Below are 18,896 nucleotides of genomic sequence, written 5' to 3'. Positions count from 1 at the left end.
TAAATGAGAAAATGTCAAAACTAGTTGGATATGCCAAAATTAATAGTCATAAGCAAAATTTAAAATTGCAATTTGATGCTCTTGAAAAAGCAGGTTGTACTAAAGATAACATATTTACAGATAAAATATCAGGAGCTAAAACAGTTAGGTCAGGGTAGAAAAATGCTTAATTAAATTAGAATTAGGGGATATATTCTTATGCATTTGAAGTCTAATATTTAAATCATTTGAGTATAGGATAGATAAACGATATCTCCAGTTGAAACTGAAGTTATAGGAATAATATGGATTTCACTAAATATCACGAGGGGGCAAAATTAATTATTAAGGATATTGCATTAGATGTTCAAGCTATTCACAAACTTTTAGAATACTTAAGACATCATCGTGAAGTTATAACTTTAACTCTATGGGAGAGTGATATTGGTTATACAGGAGTACAAGCTTTAGTAGACTCTCAGTATCTAACCAATCTAATTAGCTTAGATCTCTAAGCCATAACGGAATTAGTGATGTAGGAGTAAAAGCTTTAGCAGCTTCTGGATACTTAAGAAATTTGACTAAGTTAGTTCTATATTATCACGATATTACTGATGAGGGGCAGAGGCTTTAGCAAGCTCCAAGAATCTAACCAATCTAACTAGGTGTTTAGTCTCAGAGTGTGATGGTGTATATTATAAAGAATTACCATCAAAAGAGGAATTATGGGACAAATACTACATGGCTACGCCAAAACGACAGAGACAACACGTTGCACAATACAAAATAGTCAAGAAAGCCTAAAGGCTTTGGCAAAATTTTTTGATAAATTATTGCCTCTAAAGAGGATTGTTCCTACTATTCTGAAGCCTTTTGTTAGAAAAGTTCAAATGACCCTGTAAAAGACTTAAATCTCTTAAAGGTCTAACTCCTTATGAATTTATTATAACAATATGGCAATCTGATCCAAATAGATTTATTATTAATCCTAACCATCACACTCTGGGACTAAACACCATACCATTTCCTAAAACTACATGAGTACTAGGAGTATGAGTGTCGAGCGCCGGAGCGTATACACTAATCACACTACTGGACAGAAACGTTAAGTAGGTTGAAAAAGATATAATTTAAGCAGTTTTATGATCAGGAGATCAAAAAATTGCTTAGAACGACTCATAGTACCCCACAGATTTTACAGGAGGGTTAAAATAATAAATTGAATAAGTGACTGAGAGTCACTAATCTCCGCTGAGAAACAAGCAACAGGAGGTATTAATGGACTCTCAATCACTATACCAAATATTATACATATTTTTAGATTGGCACCCAGCACGAATTAAAACATTTGCAGAATTAATTTGTGCAGTAGTAAAAGCTAAAACTGTGAGAATCAAAGAATTAGCACTGTATGTCGCTTCTAAAGGCAATTTGCATGCCAAGATTGTTAAAGTTGAGCGTTTGCTTTTAGAACAAAATATGTGCTTTATAAGTTTAGGGAAAATTATTGTTAAATTGCTCTGTCTAACAGGTAAAATTAGCCTTGCCATAGATAGAACCAGCTGGCAATTTGGTATTAAAAATTTGAATTTTTTTGTTGCAACTATCGTTTATGGTAATATTTCAATTCCTATAGCATGGTTGTTACTTGATAAAAAAGGCAACTCTTCTACTAATGAAAGAAAGAAATTGATTGAGCAAATTTTAACAATTATACCTAAGGAAATGATAGAGCTTATCCTTGCCGATCGGGAATTTGTTGGTGAGGAATGGTTGCAATATATGGGTGGAATCCAAAAATTACCTTTTGCTATCAGGCTAAGAAAAAGTGAGAAGGTCAAGCATTTCAACGGTGGCAAGATGAAGTTGAATAAATGTTTTGCCGATATGCAAATGGGTGACACTAAAACTATAGAAAGCAAAATTTACAATGGTATGGCAATTAAAATAACTTGTTTGCAATTAGAAAGAGAGCAACTATTTATTGCTAGTAATGTGCTTATTGGTGAATGTGCTTTGCTAGCATATAAGCAGAGGTGGAGCATTGAGCGACCTTTTCTGTCTCTCAAGTCATCTGGATTTAATATTGAAGATACCCACATTACAGATCAAAAAAAGCTGGAAAAACTATTTGCAATAGTATCTTTATCCTTAGCTATTTGCGTGCTTGCTGGTGACATTAAGAACAAAATTTATCCTATAAAGATCAAAAAACATGGTCGTAAATTATACTCATTATTTACTTACGGATTTGATTGGATAAAAGATTATTTTTATAACTCGTTAAGTGATACCCCTGCTATGTTGTTTTCATTACTACGAAAACACATTATGCATGCCTTTCAACTTCAACAATAAGTGTGGGGTACTATGATAAAGCACATATTTTGTTCTAAAAGCAAACGCTCAACTTTAACAATCTTGGCATGCAAATTGCCTTTAGAAGCGACATACAGTGCTAATTCTTTGATTCTCACAGTTTTAGCTTTTACTACTGCACAAATTAATTCTGCAAATGTTTTAATTCGTGCTGGGTGCCAATCTAAAAATATGTATAATATTTGGTATAGTGATTGAGAGTCCATTAATACCTCCTGTTGCTTGTTTCTCAGCGGAGATTAGTGACTCTCAGTCACTTATTCAATTTATTATTTTAACCCTCCTGTAAAATCTGTGGGGTACTATGTAATCATCCATATTAATATGATCTTCTTGTAGAAATCTATATACAGACTTTATTTTTGAATCTAATAATATATCACCTGCTATTTCTTCTGCCATATTTTTATATTTGCTCCCTCGGCATAATATTAATGATTTTATTATGCCTTTAAACGTATTTAGCCTTGAATTTATCATCCTAAAATGATTATATAATAATTCGGTTAGTAACATAGAGTACCTCAGATTCTTTTGTATTCAATCTAAAATACTCTATTTGCTAGCCTTTGCAATCACCTCCTGCTTTCTGTCCAGTAGTGTGAGAGACGGCTACGTGAGGAGCAGAAGATCATGCAGTACGACGAACGGAGATAATTTAGTTCCCGGAAATGGTATAAAATAATTTTGTCCTATTAACTGTATAGCATTTTTCATAAATTATTTGTTATTACCTTCCAAGTATTTTTAATATAGGTTTGATCAACTGACGTAACCATAATGGCAGCCTCAGCCAAATATGACACATATAGAATCGAAGTGCTGATCGTAACAAAAATATTTGAAAAAAATAAGTAATATAATTATGAAAAATATACTTTGGACTAAATAATAAATCTTTCATAAAAGTCATTGGAATATAAGGATTTGTTGTTAATTGTATATAGGTCCGATTATGTAATTCTTCTAATAAAGTACGTCCACAAAAAGCAGAAAAAGCTTCATATGAATAATCATCAACTTCTACTAAATCTCTTTTTGCATTTGCAGCTATCTTTTCCAGTAATTTTATATCTTTAATAGAGTCAATCACTGTATTGATATTTGAAAAATCTTTTTCTAGCGGAATATAATGTACCCAAGACTTCATAATCCCAGAATAGTGTCCTATGAAACCAATCATAACAGTACCCATAGCTGCTGCTTCAAATACCCTTGGAGAAATAGGATTAATTAAGTACTTGCCATCTATATCTAATAGATAGCGGTTTTTAATTTCTCTAAAAGTAATTTTCTTATTTTCTTCGCAAGCTTTTTCAACTTCAAGTTCAATATTACCTGAGAAATCTATAACACTTGAACCACTTTCAACACATAAAACTGCCTTACTATTTATTAGTAAATTTAGCCACTCATCGCCATAAACACGATCATATTCTTCTACGGAAATATCTAAATTCAAAGATTTAGAAAGTGAATTATTTACAAAACTTTCTCCTATATTAATTTTTTCTTGTCCTAGATAACCTAGCCAGAAAGGAGGGCGACGAGTACGATAACTTATATCAATAGGTCTTGAGTTTATAGGAATTGTCATTTTTGTACGCAGATTATTTGAAACATATCCCGCTAAAACTGTTTCCAAACGAGTATCAGGCAGAAATTTTTTTGGATAAAGAGTTTCTAAAGTAGAACCCGAAGCAAGTGAAAAGATAACATCAATACCTATTCGTTTTAAAATCTGAACTACTGCGTTAACACGCCTATATTCATCATGCATCCAAATGCATTTTAATCCTAAAAAACGTGACAGAAGATTAATTGAACTCTCGCTCAAATAGTGATAATCCGGATCACTTAAGTGAAGACTGTAATGAATACCAATTGCATCAAAACGACTAAGATTAATTGTATTAGGGATATTTCCGATCATTGATATTTCCCACACTTTCCAACCAGGCATCTGTATTAAAGAATCAATATGCTCTAATATAGTGTCAGCATTTGTGCCCTTTGCTGGACGATTACATAATAAGAGAAAATGTTTCATTAATGTAGTCTATCTTTTATACGTTTACAAACTAGTTCTACTCCTTGTTCTAAAGTTATTTTAGGTGTTACCCCTAATAAATCCCGCTGCCTCTCAAGTGTAGGCCGTTTAGCTAAAGTCATTCTAGGGGGAAGATCAGTTATGTGTATTAAATCTTTACTCGTACCACAAGCTGCCCTAATTATTTCAGCTAGCTCATCAATCGGACGAATATCAGGATTGCCTATATTAATCACAGAAAATTTTTTGACGTTAGCAGCAGCCTCAATAGCACGCACTGCATCTGACACATGTAACCAACCACGAGCACTACCTTTATGTACTTGTATCTCTTGTCCAGATGCAAGGTTAGTCGCAAATCTAATCATTGCTGATCTATGATTACCTAACTCTTCTTCTTCATCATACACCATAAATGGTCTTAATATTACCGCACTCAAACCATATTGTGTTACTTCATATTCAACAAGCGATTCACTGAGTAGCTTAGATAAACCATAACGATTATTAGGTCGTGGTGTTATGTCTTCAGACATAATCTTTATATCAGGACCATAAACTTCTGAGGTTGAAAAGTAAACTAAATGAGCCTTTACTCTTTTTGTAAGGTTAAGTATATTTTGAGTGCCAGTAAGGTTTACATCAATAGCTAATGAAGATGCTTGTTCACAAGTAACACGACTTACCATTGCTGCAAGATGAAAAACTATATCAGGTTGCCAATCAAAAGCTGATACCATATCTGTGGTATTTCTGATATCAGCCATTACATAATCTTCCTCAGAAGCTGGTTTATGATCAATTCTAAGCACTTGATATCCTAAACTTCTCAGATGTTTTACTAAAGGTTTCCCAATATTCCCCTCTGAACCAATTACCAGGGCTTTTTGTTGTTTCATATGCACAATACCAATCATTTGAAGTTGTTAATTAAAGATTTTATTAGTTGTTTCCATTTATTAGGTATAATTTGCTTGATAAATGTTAGAATACTATAGCTTCTATTACTAATAGCATGAGGATTTCTAACAATAGTCCAAGAATATGGATCTTTGACTTGTAAGAGTTTTTGCTCCAATTTAGACTGATTATGCAAAGATTTGCTTATGTCGATGTGTTTCGCTTCTTTTATATTATTTAGGATGACATCAACTCTACGCTCAATCTTTTGAAGTAAATGATCAAATTTTAAGTCATAATCTTGTACTGCCGCTGCTCTAAGACGTTTATCAAGAGCATGTTTATCATAACGTTCTTTGGCAGCGTGTTGTATCTTTTCTTTAAATTCATCAATTGTTCGAGCGAAATGAAATACGTGAGAATAAGGGAATAATGCTTTTATTGGAACAGTTACAACCGGTAACCCAGCAGCTAAATATTCAAATGATTTTAGAGGAAACGATCTTTCAATAATCCAATCTTGTTCAACAAAAGGAATAATACCTACAGTAGATCTATAAAAATATTTACGTAGTTCTTCCACTTTCAACAATCCCAAATATTTAACATTTGGATTTTCACATAATTTTTGCCAACCTAGCTCATTAAATACAATTTTACCACAAAACCAAAACTGCCAGGTGGACATCTCTTTTGCTAATTTATCCAATAATTCATAGTTTAATTTTGAATAAATATTCCCTTGATAAAACACTATCTTGTTTTTACGATTTTTTTTAATTTTAGATATCGTGACATATTTTGAGTAAAAATGATAATCACAACCATTAGTGATAATAATACTATCATTTTTATATCCTATATTCTTATAGAAACTTTCATTTACACCTTCTGAAACAGAAACTAATAAATCAGTTCTTTCCATTGTTAATTTAAACATTTGCAATGGTATATTTTCAGTAATCCTCATTGGAGAATCGATAGAAAAATAATCTTCTGTACCATGAAAAATACGTAAAGGAAAGTATTTATTTTCCAAATATTCAGCAAAGTAAGAATTATAATTCCAAATTAAAGGCTGCAGAATATTTTTTTCAGCCAGTGCCTGATTTAACAAATCATATTGTTTTTGTTCATATTGACACCATAAATGCAAAATATAAAAATTATTTAGCTCTACAGTCTCATAGTAATATGACAATTCTACCAAATCAGGTTGGACAAAAATTACAGGAAGATGTCGTGAAAATCTAGAAGCATAGTGGTAACGATTGCTCCTAAGTTCTGTATGCCAATTGGACCATGTTAACATAACAACAGCATCAAAATAATTTGTTAATATATTAGTTTTTTTCATAAAGTTATAAATTCATTTATAAATTAAGGCTGTATCGCATCTACTAAGACTTTAGTAAATACATACGACAAAGCCCTCCAAAGTATCTTGAAACTGATGCACAACTAGCGCTTCTTGCTCTTTAACCAATAGCACTTTCTTCCGGAAATCTATTAATTTTCGCTAACAAATAATCAAAAATGTTACTTTAAACAGAAAAATTCACAAAACCTAATCCTACTATTATAACTGTTTTATATTGGCCTGGCTATATTAAGGTTACCGTTGATTTTCTGAGGTTGAAAAGTAAACTAAATGAGCCTTTACTCTTTTTGTAAGGTTAAGTATATTTTGAGTGCCAGTAAGGTTTACATCAATAGCTAATGAAGATGCTTGTTCACAAGTAACACGACTTACCATTGCTGCAAGATGAAAAACTATATCAGGTTGCCAATCAAAAGCTGATACCATATCTGTGGTATTTCTGATATCAGCCATTACATAATCTTCCTCAGAAGCTGGTTTATGATCAATTCTAAGCACTTGATATCCTAAACTTCTCAGATGTTTTACTAAAGGTTTCCCAATATTCCCCTCTGAACCAATTACCAGGGCTTTTTGTTGTTTCATATGCACAATACCAATCATTTGAAGTTGTTAATTAAAGATTTTATTAGTTGTTTCCATTTATTAGGTATAATTTGCTTGATAAATGTTAGAATACTATAGCTTCTATTACTAATAGCATGAGGATTTCTAACAATAGTCCAAGAATATGGATCTTTGACTTGTAAGAGTTTTTGCTCCAATTTAGACTGATTATGCAAAGATTTGCTTATGTCGATGTGTTTCGCTTCTTTTATATTATTTAGGATGACATCAACTCTTTTAATAAAGTTTTGATAGGAATATTTGGGATTTGCTGCAATTTCACTATAAGCATTACTAATAATTGTAGATACCTGTATTGAATCCTTAAGGCAAGCAACTATTTCTGCCATATTACTATGATCTTTTTTTAGAGGTACAAAATGTCTCCAAGGAGTTAAGATACCAGAATATTCTCCTTCATAAAGAATACATAAAGTTCTAAGAGCTATAGCTTCAAAACATCTAGGAGAAATCTGGGCAAAATATATTTTATCTTCTAGATCAGCAAAGTAATGTCTCCTATAAAACTCATAATCATCTAGTTTTAGCAGTGCCTGCATAGTTTCCACATTAGCAGAGATTTCACCAGTAAAGTCACATACACTTGATCCACTTTCTACCCCAAGCACAGCGATAGAATTTTGCAATAAATTAACCCATCTTGCGCCATATAGACGATCTCTTTCCTTATAAGAAATATTACAACGAAGCTTAAAATATTTCGCATCTTGTAAAAATTTATCGGCAATTTGCCATTTTTCTAAACCAAGACGTCCATGCCACAAGGGATATTTCCGACCACGATAACTAACATCAAATTTACGATGCTTAAGCGACAGTGGCTTATAAGCAAGGAGTGCTTCAGGGACATAACCAGTTAATACATTAATAAATTGAACTCCTGGAAGTATATAGGGGGGATAAACTTGTTTAATTGATTCTTCTGGTATGCAGGTAAATACCACATGAAAACCTATTTCCGCAATAAGCTCAACAGTGTGATTCACAAAACGATATTCGTCTTGGAGGAAAATACCTTTTATACCCTGAAAAATTTTGAGTTTATCTTTAGTTTTAGCAGATACATATGCATCTACTGCAAGAAAAATAGAATAATGTATTATTACTACATCAAATTCTTCTAAAGAGAATCTATCAGGAATATTTCCTTGATTTTTAACAAGAGTACTACATACAACTATATCGTGAATTGAGTACAGTGTAAAAGCATTAATGTGATCACTGACCATAGCTGCATTATATGGTTCATAATTACATAACAGAAGAATTCTCATTTAGATTTTTCCTATTTTATTGACCTTACAGTGTTAACCTTTTTAATGTTTCTGCAATTTTTTCTGATGCTCTGCCATTACCAAAAATTTCAAACTTTTCTGTTGTATTTGCCCTATTTTCTATCGCCACAGCAAAGTCTGCTAAATGAAATTTATAAGAAGTAAAATTTGATTTACTAAAAGTTCCTACAACCTTTTGCCATCCTAGTTTTTCTATTTCAGGCCAAGGAGTAGTATTTAAGAATACATAACATGGAATATTGGCAAAAAATGCTTCTTTTTGTAAACCACCAGAATCCGTTAACACCAGTTTTGCACTACTGATCAAACTCATCATTTGTATATATGATAAAGATTCTTCTAAATGCACTTTTGGATGGCTAGCAACTGTTGCATACAAACCATACTTCTTTAGGTTGCGTTTTGTTCTTGGATGCAGAGGAAATACAATATCAGTATCTAATGATATTAACATTTCACATAAGTTTTTAAGGCTAAGAGCAGAATCTACGTTTTCTTGCCTATGAAATGTACATACAAAATAATCAGTATATTTTGTATTATATTGCAATTGGGTAAATAAAGGGGCTTTATCAATATAAAGATCTAACATTACGTCCCCTGAAAATATTATTTTGCTCTCAGCAAGCCCTTCTCTCTTTAAATTAGTAACTGATGTTCTATCAGGAGCAAATAAAATATCCGCACTATGATCTACTAAAATCCTGTTATACTCTTCTGGGATAGTGAGATCTCCTAGACGAGGGCCTGCTTCAACATGAGCAAGTTGCATATAGAGCTTCTTTGTAGTAATTGTCGCAGCTAACGTGGTATTAGTATCACCATATACAAGAACTATATCAGGTTTTTCATTAATTAGGATTGATTCCAGCTCTTTAATACATTGTGCAATAAACTGTGAATCGGATAAATTATTAATATTTAAATTATACTTTGGAATATTTAACTCAAGCTCTTGGAAAAATAGATCTCTCATATTAAAGTCAAAATGTTGGCCTGTATTTACAACAGTTTCTATGCACCCTACTTTTTTCAATGCTTGTGATACACAACAAGACTTGATAAATTGAGGACGATTACCAAAGATTGTTAATATTCGTTCCATATTTTATTTTCCTAATTCGGATGATATATACTACTCTTTTCCCTAGAATAGAATCCTTTAATATATGAGAAAAATGCCAAATTTTTGTATTATTTCCTATCTGCACATTTTCATCAATATAATCCGATATTGCAGATAACAAGCCCAAAGAAGCTAAAGTTTTGATATGGTTTGCACCCCAATATCCGCAGCCTATTACACCTATTCCCATAAATTATGCTTTAATTATTTTAACTGATGACTGGATATTAAAACTAGATGCAACATTTCTAGTATCAACAAATATTTTTGAATTATTCAATATTTTTTGATAATCAATTCCTGTATGATTAGTCAACAAAATAACAGCGGCGTACTTAGAAAAATCAATTTGTTCAAATATGAGACTATGATATTTTTTGTTATTAAGTTCTACTACAGGAATATACGGATCATAATAGTCAATAACAGCACCTCGATTCTCCAGGATATTCCATATATCTACACTAGCGCTAGCTCTTATATCTCCTATATTTACTTTATATGACAAGCCTATAATCAGGATATTTGAGTGACATAATCCTTGCAATAGATACTGATCTAAAGCTTTTGCTGTTTGATTCACTACATAATGCGGCATAAGCTTTATTATTTCTCCACTTAGCTCAATAAATTTAGTGTTTATATCGTATTCATGAGCCTTATACGTTAGGTAAAAAGGATCTATAGGTATGCAATGTCCTCCTACCCCAGGTCCAGGATAAAATGGCATAAAACCAAAAGGTTTAGTTTTGGCAGCTTCAATCACTTCCCATATATCTATATTCATTTTATCAAAAATCATTTTCATTTCATTTACAAAAGCAATATTAATCAAACGAAATGAATTTTCAAAAATCTTAACGGCTTCCGCTACTTTACAGGAAGAAACAACATGGACTACCGAAAAAAAAGAGCTATAAAAACGCTGTGCAAGTTCAACTGCATCTTGGTTCATCCCTCCAACTATCTTAGGAATTTCCACAGTATTAAACGTCACATTACCTGGATCTTCTCGTTCTGGAGAATAAGCTATAAAAAATTCGTGGTTTTCATTAATGTTTTGTTGGACAATAGGAAGGACGATTTCTTCAGTAGTAGCAGGATAAGTTGTTGATTCAAGAAGTAATAAAGTGGTTTTTTTTAGATATTTACTAATAGTACCAAATGACTTGATTATATAACTTAAATCTGGTTCTCTATTTTTGGTTAAAGGGGTTGGCACACAAACTACAATAATATCACAACGACAAATTTCTTCAAAATTTGCAGTAAATTCTACTGTATGTTTTAGCATATCTACTACATCATCTTCTGTTACAGTGGTAATATCAGATTTACCGTTTAATAGATTATCAATTTTTTTGTGATTAATATCAAAACCTATCACCCTGAAATCTTTTGATACAATAGCTCTTACAAGCGGCAAACCTACATATCCAAGACCTACTACCCCAATTATTGCAGTACGATTTACAATTTTATCTATTAAAATATTCTTCATGCTTTTTTTTATTTCTACCAGGTTTATACCTTATCGAAAGTGTTAACAAGTAATTAGGCACTCAATATTTATTCTGAGTACTGATTTAGGTTCTATCATACAAAAATAATATCACTTGCCAATTATTTTTTTATATAATTTCTTAGGGCTATTTGAACGCAAAAATTAGAGTTGCAAAAGTGATAACAAATAAAATAAACGGGTGCGGTACAAATTATTTGATAAGATTAGGTGAGACACGACTACACTCAAGAATCTATCACGAAGCAGATCAGAACTAAGCATACAGGATAGAATAACCTCAACTAGCCGTGCACTAGGATGTATGTGAGAATTCGAGTCTAGGGTCGACTCACAAATTACCATCTCGATACGACTTAGGCAGGAAGCCTAATTGATTTTATTTTTTATATAAGAACTGTTATTAAAATATGACCCAAAAAATAATAAACTATATATTACGAATGAATATAAGCATTTAAACGAAACTTCTGACCAAAAAATCGATAAAAGTCTACTTGAAGAAAATTGAGTGCTCAAGAACCCTACCATGATAATACCGTCTATAACAGCCCCTACCACTAAGCTAATAAAATTCCTGGCATTAAAAGAATAAGTTGGCTTTAAATACAATAAAATGCTGGTGCTACCGTATATTGAGGATAAAAGCGATAAGAAAGATCCACCTACCACCATTGGGATAACTCTGCCATCTATATAATAATCAAAATTCCATAATACAGCAAAACTGGCTATTATACTTACCCCTAATCCTATTATAGCACTTTTTTTATTATATAATTCAGTAATAATATTGGCAGTTAATGCTAAAAATATAAATATCAAAGAACATTCAGATATCTTATTAAAAAAATTTAACAAATAAGTAAAGGTGCCTAGCAAAACCATTAATAATGCTAACCCCATATTGTTAATATTGCTCATAACTTTCCTCCTAAAACAAGTTATTATATTAGGTTCTGTAAACATTTCGATCTAATGGTTGATTTTTGTTGTTATTTTCGTTCTCGAATCCTCACATACACCCTAGTGCGCTGCAATTCTGCGAGCGGAAATGCCTATCAGTCTACTCATTACATAAACATGTTCACAGAAACTAGTAGTTTTTTTTATAATCTCTATAATATCAATTATAATTTTTAAATACAATACTTCTCTAACTTCTCAACTATTATTACAGCTGGCTTTCGACGAGGCATTCTTATACCAAATTGCTTTCTTCACATTAGGTCGTAGTATTTCGGGATTCGCCGTACTCACCTAGATCTACTAGGTTCCGCGCGCCTCACCACTCATACTCCTACTACTATCTTGAAAGCAACTTGGTATTACCGCTATAGCTCTGTTTGTTTAACTTGATCAGAGCATTATACTTTTAATTTTACTTAAAGCCTTATAAATAACAGCATGTAAGTAACGCCATATTTGTTTGAAAAAACCTACTTTTTCAATTGACTCTTTAGCGAGCAAAGCTATTTCTTGCGTATCATCATTAGTAATCACCCTTAATGTTCCTACTATTTCTCCTGCCTTTATCGGGGCAGAGATAGGAGAGTTGAAATTTATTTTACTTTCTATTTTATCTAGTCCTGAGTGGGTTACTAAGACGTTCACCTCATCCGCTACTATTATTGTCACTTTGTCCTCTACACCTAGCCAAACCTCAGCTTCCCCAACTACATCCCCTTTATTATAAATCTTCTTAGTAGTGAAATTTTGCTTTACCCAATGCAAGAGTGCTAACGATTCTGCCGCTCTTTGTTTCATAGAAGTAAGGCCATTAATAACCATAATATAACGCCGCGAATTATCTATAAAAGATGCCGCCATACCAAATCCCCCCTGATCAGTATGACCAGTTTTAATGCCATCACACCCTAAATTTTTATATAATAAGGGGTTACGATTTCCTTGGGTAATAGCCTTGCCTTTCTGATCTTTACCAAAAGTAAAATATTTCTCACTATAAATAGGGTAAAACTCTGAATGATTTTTAATTAACACTCTTCCAAGTAAAGCTAAATCATATACTGTACTATAGTGATTCTCCTCAGGCCATCCACTGGCATTCATAAAATGCGTATCCCTCATCCCAATTTCTGTGGCCTTTTGATTCATACTATCTACGAAATTCTCTTCACTACCCGATAAACCTTCAGCCGCTACAATACAAGCATCGTTACCTGATTGAATAATTATCCCATATAAAATATCTTTTAAATTGACTAGCTCACCAAGAGGCATAAAAGATTTAGAGCCTCCCATCTTCCATGCCTTTTCACTCACAACAAACTGGCTGTCAAATGTTACGTCTCCTTGTTGAATTTTATCCTCAATCAGATATGAAGTCATTATTTTGGTCATTGAAGAAGGAATCATCCGCTCGTAAGCATTTTTTCCTAACAAGATCTTGCCTGACAAAAAGTCTATTATGATTACTTGTTTAGCACTCGTCTCTACTGCGGTGGTATTAGGATAACGTATAATATCTGCAATAATATTATTTTGTTCTTTTATTAGATTTGTTTGCAAAGTAGCTTTTGCCTTTCCTGCAAACGTACAAAATATTATTAAAAAAAAGAGCAGATTTGGCGTTAATAATAATTTTAATAATCTATTATAAATACTATTCATAGGTGTTAGTGGAAGCTTTTAATAATTAAATATAGCATATAGCTTTATACGAGATACAATAATACTTATTCTAAAAAAATAAAGGGTAAATTATATATTCTTAAAATGCCAATTATTTTATCAAAAGTCATTGTTATATTAAGATTTACTACATAATAAAACAATTAAAGGTTTATTTTCTTTAACAATTTTACGTTGTCTGGTAGGACATTATGACTAATATGTCTAAAAGACTCTTATATAAATTAATTTCTTCATAAAAGTTAATTTTGTTTTGATTAGTCAAATCAATTTAGATATAACTTAAATCATGATTTAATTAAAAGTGGTAATTCTAGCGAGATGGACCACTACCAATTAAACAAATAAGTATCAACTCAATGAGGTAATTATGTCTAAAAATGTAAGTGATGAAATCATACAAAAACAACATACAGATAAAATAACAGCTACGTTTGCCGGTTCTGAGCAAGTAGGAAAAATATCTCAACATATCAATGATATTACAATGGCTTTAACAGTACCTCGAGAATATAATCGTATATTAGAACTTTTACGGACAATAGATAAACCATAGTACCCCACAGATTTTACAGGAGGGTTAAAATAATAAATTGAATAAGTGACTGAGAGTCACTAATCTCCGCTGAGAAACAAGCAACAGGAGGTATTAATGGACTCTCAATCACTATACCAAATATTATACATATTTTTAGATTGGCACCCAGCACGAATTAAAACATTTGCAGAATTAATTTGTGCAGTAGTAAAAGCTAAAACTGTGAGAATCAAAGAATTAGCACTGTATGTCGCTTCTAAAGGCAATTTGCATGCCAAGATTGTTAAAGTTGAGCGTTTGCTTTTAGAACAAAATATGTGCTTTATAAGTTTAGGGAAAATTATTGTTAAATTGCTCTGTCTAACAGGTAAAATTAGCCTTGCCATAGATAGAACCAGCTGGCAATTTGGTATTAAAAATTTGAATTTTTTTGTTGCAACTATCGTTTATGGTAATATTTCAATTCCTATAGCATGGTTGTTACTTGATAAAAAAGGCAACTCTTCTACTAATGAAAGAAAGAAATTGATTGAGCAAATTTTAACAATTATACCTAAGGAAATGATAGAGCTTATCCTTGCCGATCGGGAATTTGTTGGTGAGGAATGGTTGCAATATATGGGTGGAATCCAAAAATTACCTTTTGCTATCAGGCTAAGAAAAAGTGAGAAGGTCAAGCATTTCAACGGTGGCAAGATGAAGTTGAATAAATGTTTTGCCGATATGCAAATGGGTGACACTAAAACTATAGAAAGCAAAATTTACAATGGTATGGCAATTAAAATAACTTGTTTGCAATTAGAAAGAGAGCAACTATTTATTGCTAGTAATGTGCTTATTGGTGAATGTGCTTTGCTAGCATATAAGCAGAGGTGGAGCATTGAGCGACCTTTTCTGTCTCTCAAGTCATCTGGATTTAATATTGAAGATACCCACATTACAGATCAAAAAAAGCTGGAAAAACTATTTGCAATAGTATCTTTATCCTTAGCTATTTGCGTGCTTGCTGGTGACATTAAGAACAAAATTTATCCTATAAAGATCAAAAAACATGGTCGTAAATTATACTCATTATTTACTTACGGATTTGATTGGATAAAAGATTATTTTTATAACTCGTTAAGTGATACCCCTGCTATGTTGTTTTCATTACTACGAAAACACATTATGCATGCCTTTCAACTTCAACAATAAGTGTGGGGTACTATGCAATGTTACAACTAATATAGGTATTTTACAAGAAGCTGGTTGCAAAGAGCCGTGGATTATTGCTATGGATTGCCTACCATCAAAATACAGAGTACTTGATTATGGGATGAGATGGGGCATAGAATGTATGTTTTCTGATTTTAAATCACGAGGATTTTCTATAACCAAAACACATTTACAGCATGAAGATAGGATTGAACGTCTTATTTTAGTACTGACTGTTGCTTTATTTTGGGCTATCTCTACTGGGGCTATATCTTCAAAAAAAACTTTATAGATCCACAATATCACTATTTAAACAGGGCTTAAGATTCTTATTACATGCCGCTCTCAACCTACCTGAAATACCTAAATTATGGCTCTATAAATATTCAGTCGGGTGGTAACGTGCCAAATCCATTGTTGCATCCTCGAAACTTCAATTTTTAAATTCTTACCAGGAATTAATAAATCATTTCTCTTACAAAAAATCCCTGATCGCTCACGTTTAACTGTAATACACTGTGCCATTCATAACAATCATCTGCTAATTTTACCATTGTTTGAGAGATTTAATTATAGTAGAATTAGGTTTGGGTTGCAATCGACTTGTACCGTCATAGAACTAAATTTATTAAGGTATTTACAAGATTAATGACATTTGATATTGAATTTGAACAAGATATAGTAAAATAGGATATTTATGAAGAGATATATTGTAGCTATAATTTTTTTATTAATACAAAACAACGCCTGTGCCAGTTTCTTGTTGCCGGAAGATTTTCCGGTCTACATTCGGAAGATGGCGGAGTAATAAATTGGCCCGTGTCGGGATCTAAGGAAGTAATTTTACCGACGGTTAATTTTTACGGTAAAAGACGGCTGTTATATAGCTTGCTATTCAAAGGATACTGAGCACGCCGTATATAATAACGTAATCGGGCAAATCAGGTTTAAAGGAGAATATAAAAGGGACAATAACAGTTCGATTTGTATACCTGCTAATGATAATACTCAGGATACTACTGCAGAAAATTATTTCAGTAATATGTGCGCAAAATATTTCCCTACCGCATGCTCTAATTCCTCAAAATGTTGGTCGGGCGGCGAAACAGACTGGTTCGGCGAGACCGTTCAAAACCAGGGGCAAAGTTAAATTTTGCCCCTGGTTTTGAACGGTCTCCTCTTGATAGAGCATTTTAATCGAAAAATAGTGGGAATTTTGCAGATAAAATACGCATAAATCAAGCTATAAAAAGTTCCTTCACACAGCCTAGTGAGGCTCTATTCCTTGTTCTAACATTTTTTTGAAAAGCTCTATTTTTGTAGGCAGCTCAGTTAAGGATACACTTGTTACATTACTAGCAAATTCAGTTAATATATTAACACTGGTGTTAGTTATTTCCGCTATAGCTGGATAAATAAAGAATTTTAATATGGAGCTAGTTGAACTATTGATAGATTCTGGCTGGGGATCATTCGACTTATTCGAGTATAACTTAATATCATTATTACCGATTGAAATTTGGACTACTCCTTCTTTTAACTCTACAATTAATAGTGCATGCCCTGGTAAGACGCCAAGTTCACCTGCGGTCCCAGGTAGCGTTACCATCAGCGCTTCCTCATCAAATAATATGCTCTTTGGCGTAATGATTTTGACTCGAAGGATTGGATTCATTTAGTTACTCTTACCAATTTTGTCGTGGAGCTTTTCGCCCTTAACTATAGCTTCGCTAATATTACCGACCATGTAAAAAGCTATTTCTGGTAAATGATCATATTGCCCTGCTACTAATCCTTCAAATCCCTCAATAGTGTCCGTTAGGCTGACAAATTTGCCAGGAGTTCCAGTAAATACTTCAGCCACATGAAATGGTTGGGATAAAAATCGTTGTATCTTTCGCGCCCTTGTCACAATTAATTTATCTGCTTCTGATAGCTCATCCATTCCTAAAATGGCTATTATATCCTGCAAAGATTTATATGTTTGTAAAATCTTTTGGACATCCCGAGCAACGGTATAATGCTTTTCACCAACAAGCAGTGGATCTAACATTTGAGAACTACTATCAAGAGGATCTACCGCTGGATAAATCCCAAGTTCAGCAATTTTCCTATTCAGTACGGTAGTTGCATCCAGGTGCGCAAAAGAAGAAGCAGGGGCAGGATCAGTTAAGTCATCAGCCGGAACATAGATAGCTTGCACTGAGGTAATAGATCCATGTTTAGTGGAAGTAATACGTTCCTGTAATTCTCCCATATCAGTTGCAAGCGTTGGCTGATAACCCACTGCTGATGGAATTCTTCCTAACAGCGCAGATACTTCGGAACCAGCTTGGGTAAACCGAAAAATATTATCTACAAAAAACAATACATCTTGCCCACCATCTAAATCTCGAAAACTTTCCGCTATAGTTAGACCCGTTAGAGCAACTCGAGCACGAGCGCCTGGTGGTTCGTTCATTTGGCCATATACCAGGGTAACTTTCGATTTTTTAGGATCCTGCAGATTAATTACTCCGGAGGTAATCATCTCATGATAAAGATCATTACCTTCTCTAGTTCTCTCTCCAACACCTGCAAACACAGTATATCCACCATGCGCTTTAGCTATATTGTTAATAAGTTCCATAATCAATACTGTTTTTCCTACACCAGCCCCCCCAAATAATCCAATCTTGCCTCCTTTCACATAAGGCGCTAACAGATCAATTACTTTAATCCCTGTTACTAAAATATTTTTATCGGTTGCTTGATCAACAAACGCCGGAGCTGACTTATAAATTGAAGAAAAATTAGCAGAATGAAAATCTCCTTGCTCATCAATCGGGTCGCCAGTTACATTCATTATTCTACCAAGAGTTTCTAGGCCAGTAGGTACTTTAATACTATCTCCTGTATCCACTACTATTTGACCCCTGATTAAACCATCGGTGGGGTGCATAGCGATGCACCGCGCAATATTATCTCCTATATGTTGAGCTACTTCTAATATTACTTTATTACCATTATTATCGCATTCCAGCGCATTTAAAATTTTTGGCAAATGATTATTATCACTAAAATGTACATCAACGACCGCTGAAATAATTTGGACAATTTTACCAATATTGTTACTCATATATTCTCTTCAATAAATTCAGTAAATTTACGTCTAGCACCTATTGCCGTTGCTTCATACCAAGTTGCTTTCAAGACAGTAGTAGGAGTATGAGTGGAGAGGCGCGCGGAACCTAGTAGATCTAGGTGAGCA

22 protein-coding genes are annotated in these 18,896 nt (G+C 33.0%); 8 read left to right on the top strand and 14 right to left on the bottom strand.

From position 1 onward, the window contains the following. Positions 1 to 11: 11 nt before the first annotated feature. The 5 genes from ACFELV_RS00540 (at position 12) to ACFELV_RS00520 (ending at position 2,337) form a co-directional block, all read left to right on the top strand. On the top strand, positions 12 to 158 hold the full coding sequence (locus ACFELV_RS00540; protein WP_375326289.1) for a recombinase family protein: 147 nt from the start codon (positions 12 to 14) through the stop codon (positions 156 to 158). A 126-nt stretch (positions 159 to 284) separates the two neighbouring features. Then, on the top strand, positions 285 to 494 hold the full coding sequence (locus ACFELV_RS00535) for a hypothetical protein (protein ID WP_375326288.1): 210 nt from the start codon (positions 285 to 287) through the stop codon (positions 492 to 494). A gap of 11 nt (positions 495 to 505) precedes the next feature. After that, positions 506 to 613, top strand: coding sequence for a hypothetical protein (locus ACFELV_RS00530; RefSeq protein ID WP_375327475.1), 108 nt, complete (start codon positions 506 to 508; stop codon positions 611 to 613). A gap of 91 nt (positions 614 to 704) precedes the next feature. Further along, positions 705 to 881, top strand: a complete 177-nt coding sequence (locus ACFELV_RS00525) for a hypothetical protein (protein WP_375327567.1) — start codon at positions 705 to 707, stop codon at positions 879 to 881. A 376-nt stretch (positions 882 to 1,257) separates the two neighbouring features. Beyond that, positions 1,258 to 2,337, top strand: coding sequence for an IS4 family transposase (locus ACFELV_RS00520; RefSeq protein WP_375326208.1), 1,080 nt, complete (start codon positions 1,258 to 1,260; stop codon positions 2,335 to 2,337). Here the strand turns inward: ACFELV_RS00520 and ACFELV_RS00515 are convergent. From ACFELV_RS00515 to ACFELV_RS00460, 12 genes are all read right to left on the bottom strand, one after another. Continuing rightward, positions 2,328 to 2,564, bottom strand: a complete 237-nt coding sequence (locus ACFELV_RS00515; RefSeq protein WP_375326287.1) for a hypothetical protein — start codon at positions 2,562 to 2,564, stop codon at positions 2,328 to 2,330. The two genes, ACFELV_RS00520 and ACFELV_RS00515, sit on opposite strands and share 10 nt — an antisense overlap. 55 nt (positions 2,565 to 2,619) lie before the next feature. Beyond that, positions 2,620 to 2,874 carry a hypothetical protein gene (locus tag ACFELV_RS00510; RefSeq protein ID WP_375326286.1) on the bottom strand — a complete coding sequence of 85 codons (255 nt, stop codon included), beginning with the start codon at positions 2,872 to 2,874 and terminating at the stop codon, positions 2,620 to 2,622. 214 nt (positions 2,875 to 3,088) lie between these two features. Beyond that, positions 3,089 to 4,291, bottom strand: coding sequence for a hypothetical protein (locus ACFELV_RS00505; protein ID WP_375326285.1), 1,203 nt, complete (start codon positions 4,289 to 4,291; stop codon positions 3,089 to 3,091). 116 nt (positions 4,292 to 4,407) lie between these two features. Beyond that, on the bottom strand, positions 4,408 to 5,307 hold the full coding sequence (locus ACFELV_RS00500) for an NAD-dependent epimerase/dehydratase family protein (RefSeq protein ID WP_375326284.1): 900 nt from the start codon (positions 5,305 to 5,307) through the stop codon (positions 4,408 to 4,410). 14 nt (positions 5,308 to 5,321) lie between these two features. Continuing rightward, on the bottom strand, positions 5,322 to 6,665 hold the full coding sequence (locus ACFELV_RS00495; RefSeq protein ID WP_375326283.1) for a glycosyltransferase: 1,344 nt from the start codon (positions 6,663 to 6,665) through the stop codon (positions 5,322 to 5,324). A 258-nt stretch (positions 6,666 to 6,923) separates the two neighbouring features. Continuing rightward, entirely contained in the window at positions 6,924 to 7,274 is a 351-nt protein-coding gene (locus tag ACFELV_RS00490; protein WP_375326282.1) for an NAD-dependent epimerase/dehydratase family protein, read from the bottom strand. A 14-nt stretch (positions 7,275 to 7,288) separates the two neighbouring features. Further along, positions 7,289 to 8,590 carry a hypothetical protein gene (locus ACFELV_RS00485; protein WP_375326281.1) on the bottom strand — a complete coding sequence of 434 codons (1,302 nt, stop codon included), beginning with the start codon at positions 8,588 to 8,590 and terminating at the stop codon, positions 7,289 to 7,291. Between the two features lie 25 nt (positions 8,591 to 8,615). Continuing rightward, positions 8,616 to 9,716, bottom strand: a complete 1,101-nt coding sequence (wecB, locus tag ACFELV_RS00480) for a non-hydrolyzing UDP-N-acetylglucosamine 2-epimerase (RefSeq protein WP_375326280.1) — start codon at positions 9,714 to 9,716, stop codon at positions 8,616 to 8,618. Then, positions 9,688 to 9,927: a hypothetical protein gene (locus tag ACFELV_RS00475; protein WP_375326279.1), complete on the bottom strand. Its 240-nt coding sequence runs from the start codon at positions 9,925 to 9,927 to the stop codon at positions 9,688 to 9,690. The genes wecB and ACFELV_RS00475 overlap by 29 nt, the downstream gene beginning before the upstream one ends. 3 nt (positions 9,928 to 9,930) lie before the next feature. Further along, the gene (locus ACFELV_RS00470) at positions 9,931 to 11,238 is read right to left on the bottom strand and encodes a nucleotide sugar dehydrogenase (RefSeq protein WP_375326278.1); all 1,308 of its coding nucleotides are present in this window, start codon (positions 11,236 to 11,238) and stop codon (positions 9,931 to 9,933) included. Between the two features lie 390 nt (positions 11,239 to 11,628). Continuing rightward, positions 11,629 to 12,183 carry a VUT family protein gene (locus tag ACFELV_RS00465; protein ID WP_375326277.1) on the bottom strand — a complete coding sequence of 185 codons (555 nt, stop codon included), beginning with the start codon at positions 12,181 to 12,183 and terminating at the stop codon, positions 11,629 to 11,631. Between the two features lie 435 nt (positions 12,184 to 12,618). After that, positions 12,619 to 13,791, bottom strand: a complete 1,173-nt coding sequence (locus ACFELV_RS00460) for a D-alanyl-D-alanine carboxypeptidase family protein (RefSeq protein WP_375326276.1) — start codon at positions 13,789 to 13,791, stop codon at positions 12,619 to 12,621. A 493-nt stretch (positions 13,792 to 14,284) separates the two neighbouring features. Here ACFELV_RS00460 and ACFELV_RS00455 point away from each other — a divergent pair, with 493 nt between their 5' ends. The 3 genes from ACFELV_RS00455 (at position 14,285) to ACFELV_RS00445 (ending at position 15,938) form a co-directional block, all read left to right on the top strand. Continuing rightward, entirely contained in the window at positions 14,285 to 14,470 is a 186-nt protein-coding gene (locus tag ACFELV_RS00455; RefSeq protein ID WP_375326275.1) for a hypothetical protein, read from the top strand. 96 nt (positions 14,471 to 14,566) lie between these two features. Further along, entirely contained in the window at positions 14,567 to 15,646 is a 1,080-nt protein-coding gene (locus ACFELV_RS00450; RefSeq protein ID WP_375326208.1) for an IS4 family transposase, read from the top strand. After that, positions 15,624 to 15,938 carry a hypothetical protein gene (locus ACFELV_RS00445; RefSeq protein ID WP_375326274.1) on the top strand — a complete coding sequence of 105 codons (315 nt, stop codon included), beginning with the start codon at positions 15,624 to 15,626 and terminating at the stop codon, positions 15,936 to 15,938. The genes ACFELV_RS00450 and ACFELV_RS00445 overlap by 23 nt, the downstream gene beginning before the upstream one ends. Positions 15,939 to 16,913: 975 nt before the next feature. Here the strand turns inward: ACFELV_RS00445 and atpC are convergent. Both atpC and atpD read right to left on the bottom strand, forming a co-directional pair. Beyond that, on the bottom strand, positions 16,914 to 17,321 hold the full coding sequence (gene atpC, locus ACFELV_RS00440) for a F0F1 ATP synthase subunit epsilon (protein ID WP_375326273.1): 408 nt from the start codon (positions 17,319 to 17,321) through the stop codon (positions 16,914 to 16,916). Beyond that, complete coding sequence (gene atpD / locus ACFELV_RS00435) at positions 17,322 to 18,764, bottom strand: F0F1 ATP synthase subunit beta (protein ID WP_375326272.1); 1,443 nt, start codon at positions 18,762 to 18,764, stop codon at positions 17,322 to 17,324. It abuts the gene before it with no gap. Positions 18,765 to 18,896 lie beyond the last annotated feature (132 nt).

It is taken from the genome of Candidatus Tisiphia endosymbiont of Nemotelus uliginosus, assembly GCF_964264835.1.
Taxonomy (GTDB): domain Bacteria; phylum Pseudomonadota; class Alphaproteobacteria; order Rickettsiales; family Rickettsiaceae; genus Tisiphia.
Note: the sequence above shows the minus strand (reverse complement) of the source record. Positions and strands in the feature narration are given on the sequence as shown.

Bases quoted from the DNA above. Each gene is read 5' to 3' on its own strand.
- ACFELV_RS00540 (WP_375326289.1), top strand. From the start codon at position 12: ATGTCAAAACTAGTTGGATATGCCAAAATTAATAGTCATAAGCAAAAT.
- ACFELV_RS00535 (WP_375326288.1), top strand. From the start codon at position 285: ATGGATTTCACTAAATATCACGAGGGGGCAAAATTAATTATTAAGGAT.
- ACFELV_RS00525 (WP_375327567.1), top strand. From the start codon at position 705: ATGGGACAAATACTACATGGCTACGCCAAAACGACAGAGACAACACGT.
- ACFELV_RS00520 (WP_375326208.1), top strand. From the start codon at position 1,258: ATGGACTCTCAATCACTATACCAAATATTATACATATTTTTAGATTGG.
- ACFELV_RS00515 (WP_375326287.1), bottom strand. From the start codon at position 2,564: ATGGACTCTCAATCACTATACCAAATATTATACATATTTTTAGATTGG.
- ACFELV_RS00510 (WP_375326286.1), bottom strand. From the start codon at position 2,874: ATGTTACTAACCGAATTATTATATAATCATTTTAGGATGATAAATTCA.
- ACFELV_RS00505 (WP_375326285.1), bottom strand. From the start codon at position 4,291: ATGATCGGAAATATCCCTAATACAATTAATCTTAGTCGTTTTGATGCA.
- ACFELV_RS00500 (WP_375326284.1), bottom strand. From the start codon at position 5,307: ATGAAACAACAAAAAGCCCTGGTAATTGGTTCAGAGGGGAATATTGGG.
- ACFELV_RS00495 (WP_375326283.1), bottom strand. From the start codon at position 6,665: ATGAAAAAAACTAATATATTAACAAATTATTTTGATGCTGTTGTTATG.
- ACFELV_RS00490 (WP_375326282.1), bottom strand. From the start codon at position 7,274: ATGAAACAACAAAAAGCCCTGGTAATTGGTTCAGAGGGGAATATTGGG.
- ACFELV_RS00485 (WP_375326281.1), bottom strand. From the start codon at position 8,590: ATGAGAATTCTTCTGTTATGTAATTATGAACCATATAATGCAGCTATG.
- wecB (WP_375326280.1), bottom strand. From the start codon at position 9,716: ATGGAACGAATATTAACAATCTTTGGTAATCGTCCTCAATTTATCAAG.
- ACFELV_RS00475 (WP_375326279.1), bottom strand. From the start codon at position 9,927: ATGGGAATAGGTGTAATAGGCTGCGGATATTGGGGTGCAAACCATATC.
- ACFELV_RS00470 (WP_375326278.1), bottom strand. From the start codon at position 11,238: ATGAAGAATATTTTAATAGATAAAATTGTAAATCGTACTGCAATAATT.
- ACFELV_RS00465 (WP_375326277.1), bottom strand. From the start codon at position 12,183: ATGAGCAATATTAACAATATGGGGTTAGCATTATTAATGGTTTTGCTA.
- ACFELV_RS00455 (WP_375326275.1), top strand. From the start codon at position 14,285: ATGTCTAAAAATGTAAGTGATGAAATCATACAAAAACAACATACAGAT.
- ACFELV_RS00450 (WP_375326208.1), top strand. From the start codon at position 14,567: ATGGACTCTCAATCACTATACCAAATATTATACATATTTTTAGATTGG.
- ACFELV_RS00445 (WP_375326274.1), top strand. From the start codon at position 15,624: ATGCCTTTCAACTTCAACAATAAGTGTGGGGTACTATGCAATGTTACA.
- atpC (WP_375326273.1), bottom strand. From the start codon at position 17,321: ATGAATCCAATCCTTCGAGTCAAAATCATTACGCCAAAGAGCATATTA.
- atpD (WP_375326272.1), bottom strand. From the start codon at position 18,764: ATGAGTAACAATATTGGTAAAATTGTCCAAATTATTTCAGCGGTCGTT.